The organism is Nostoc sp. 2RC (assembly GCF_014222165.1).
GTDB classification, from domain to species: Bacteria; Cyanobacteriota; Cyanobacteriia; order Cyanobacteriales; family Nostocaceae; genus Nostoc; species Nostoc linckia.
Map to the genome: position 1 here is coordinate 1 of NZ_JACKZU010000610.1, position 2,601 is coordinate 2,601.

The following is a 2,601-nucleotide window of genomic DNA, read 5'->3' on the forward strand; positions in this document are numbered from 1 at the left end:
GATGGTGGGGAGGTAGGGGGCAGGGGAGAATGATAACTCGTCAGTCAACAGTCAACAGTCAACAGTCAACAGTCCCTATTCCCCAGTCCCCAGTCCCCAATGCCCAATAGCCAAGATTATTTATCTGTTTCTAATGAAGTACCAAGTTGGAGATGAGTTTTTCCAAAGACTACCACTGATTTTGGCAGGGCCAATTCTCAAACATACTGAACCGCAATCAGTAACAGTATGGGTGGCGCTTAAACAGGCTTGTGAGGTAGAACTCAAAGTTTATGGCACAACAAATGATGGTGAAATGCTGGGAGAATGCTTATTCCAGGGCGATCGCTCTACTGTTGCTTTGGGTAAGTATCTTCATGTAGTTGCTGTCACAGCTCGGTCTACAGTTGGACATAGCCTAAGTAGCGATCGCATTTATGCCTATGATTTGCAGTTCACTACCACTAACCAGACTCGGCAAACGCTACAACAAGCATTATGCTCAAGCTCATATCCCACAGCTAGTATCAGCTACTTTGAGCATCAAAAACCAACTTTTACCTTACCATCCTGCCGCCTCCAAGATTTGCAAATTGTCCATGCTTCCTGTCGTAAACCTCATGGTTCTGGGTTTGATGCCCTACCAATTCTTGATAGTCTTATAGAGGCATCTGCAAATCAAGTCCAGCTGCGTCCTCAACAGCTATTCCTGACTGGAGATCAAATTTATGGTGACGATGTAGCAGATCCATCGCTGTGGGTTGCTACTACTCTTGGGGATGCTCTGCTGGGTTGGGAGGAACAATTACCTGTAGCTGGGGTTTACTGTACCCCCAAAGAATTGCCCCCCGGAGAAAGAGCTAAAGTTGCTACCAATGAAGCCGGCTTGACCGCAGGATTACATAATAAATCTGGAAAAGTTGCCAGTCATCTGCTGAGTTTGGGTGAATATTACGCTACTTACTTGTTAACATGGTCACCAGTGTGCTGGCCAGTTGTATTTCCTAAAGGACGCCAAGTAACAAGCGATCGCCGAGCAATCAAAAATTGGAATCAGGCTGTCAAAGATTTACGACAATTCATTTATACCCTGGGAAAAGTGCGCCGCGCCCTTGCGAATATTCCCACGTACACTATCTTTGATGACCATGATGTTAGTGATGACTGGAATTTGAACCAAGCTTGGTGTTTGCGAGTCTTGGGGCGTCCCTTGGGACGGCGAGTGGTGCAAAATGCGCTGTTAGCTTATAGCATCTTTCAAGCATGGGGCAATACACCAGAACAATTTGCACAAGGTCAACCAGGAGAAAAACTACTGGCTGCGGCACAAGCTTTGTCAGCTAATGCAGGAAAAGATACACAGGCTGATGAAGCGATCGCTCGTTATGTTGGTATGCCTGCCATCGATACCCACACGGATTTACCTGTTTTAGTCCGAGACAATTCAGTGTTTATTTTATCGCGGCATTCTGAAACACTTACTTGGAATTACATAGTTAAGAGCGATTGTCATGAAGTGATTGTTTTGGATACGCGCACTTGGCGGGGTTACCCAGCCGATCAAAAAACCATCGCCCCACCGATGCTGCTATGTCCAAAAGCTTTTGAGCAACAACTAGTTTTACCTTTACGAAAAATCGCTGAAGATACTCACAATGAAACCACATTTGTAATTGCACCCACTAATGTATTTGGTTCGCAAGTGATTGATTGGATTCATCATTGGAATTTACAACAAGAGAAAGTTTTTTCCACCGATGTTGGTGATGCTTGGAACATCAATGTTGAAGCATTGGGTAAATTTCTCAATACTTTATTTGAGCAACGTCAACAAGTGATTATTTTATCTGGAGATATTCATTATAGTTTTGCGGCTCGCTTGTCTTATGCACGTATTCATGGTGATTCTTCATCGGTTTTAGTACAGTTAACTTCTAGTGCCCTAAAGAATGAAGAAGCACTAACAAAGCTCATTCATACACGAATTAAACATTGGTTGTTACCAGAAAAACTACGATATTGGATTGGATGGATGAATCCAGCCAACATGGTAGAAATTGCTGGGAAAAAATTACACCGCGATACCTTCACTGCCAAACGCTACCACAAAAATCGGCTGCACCAACAACAGCAACTAGCTGGCCCTGACTGGTATTGTGTCCTGGAATGGATGATTCGCCAAAGCGCTCAAACTTCTGAATGTACAGCAGATTTATCATCATTCATCGCTCCTTGGAAACGAGCGCAAAATTCCCAAATTCGATATTTACAACCTCTAATGTTTTGGAAATCTCGTTGGTTCCAAGAAGGGCAAGAAGTAGTTGGATTGAATAACTTAAGTTTGGTGAAGTTTGAGTTACCAAATGCCAGTACTGATTACCAAATTATTCAAGATTCCTACTGGTTTTGTTCTTGGTATCCAACCAAAATTGTTTACAGCCGTTTTCAAACTCAGTTAACGCCTAATGAACAATTATTGGGGAATTTTAAATTTTAGATTTTGGATTTGGGATTTTGGATTGACTAACGCCAGATAGATCCAAAATTGGACTTAGATAAGCTAATCATCATTCAAATTGCATCTCCGTGTCCCCGTGTCCCCGTGTCCCCGCGTCCCCATCT

1 protein-coding gene is annotated in these 2,601 nt (G+C 43.1%); it reads left to right on the plus strand.

Annotated elements, in window-relative coordinates; all coding sequences use genetic code 11:
* The first annotated feature begins 133 nt into the window (after positions 1-133).
* Complete coding sequence (locus GNE10_RS33705; RefSeq protein ID WP_185570386.1) at positions 134-2,476, plus strand: PhoD-like phosphatase; 2,343 nt, start codon at positions 134-136, stop codon at positions 2,474-2,476.
* Positions 2,477-2,601 lie beyond the last annotated feature (125 nt).

Bases quoted from the DNA above. Each gene is read 5' to 3' on its own strand.
- GNE10_RS33705 (WP_185570386.1), top strand. From the start codon at position 134: ATGAAGTACCAAGTTGGAGATGAGTTTTTCCAAAGACTACCACTGATT.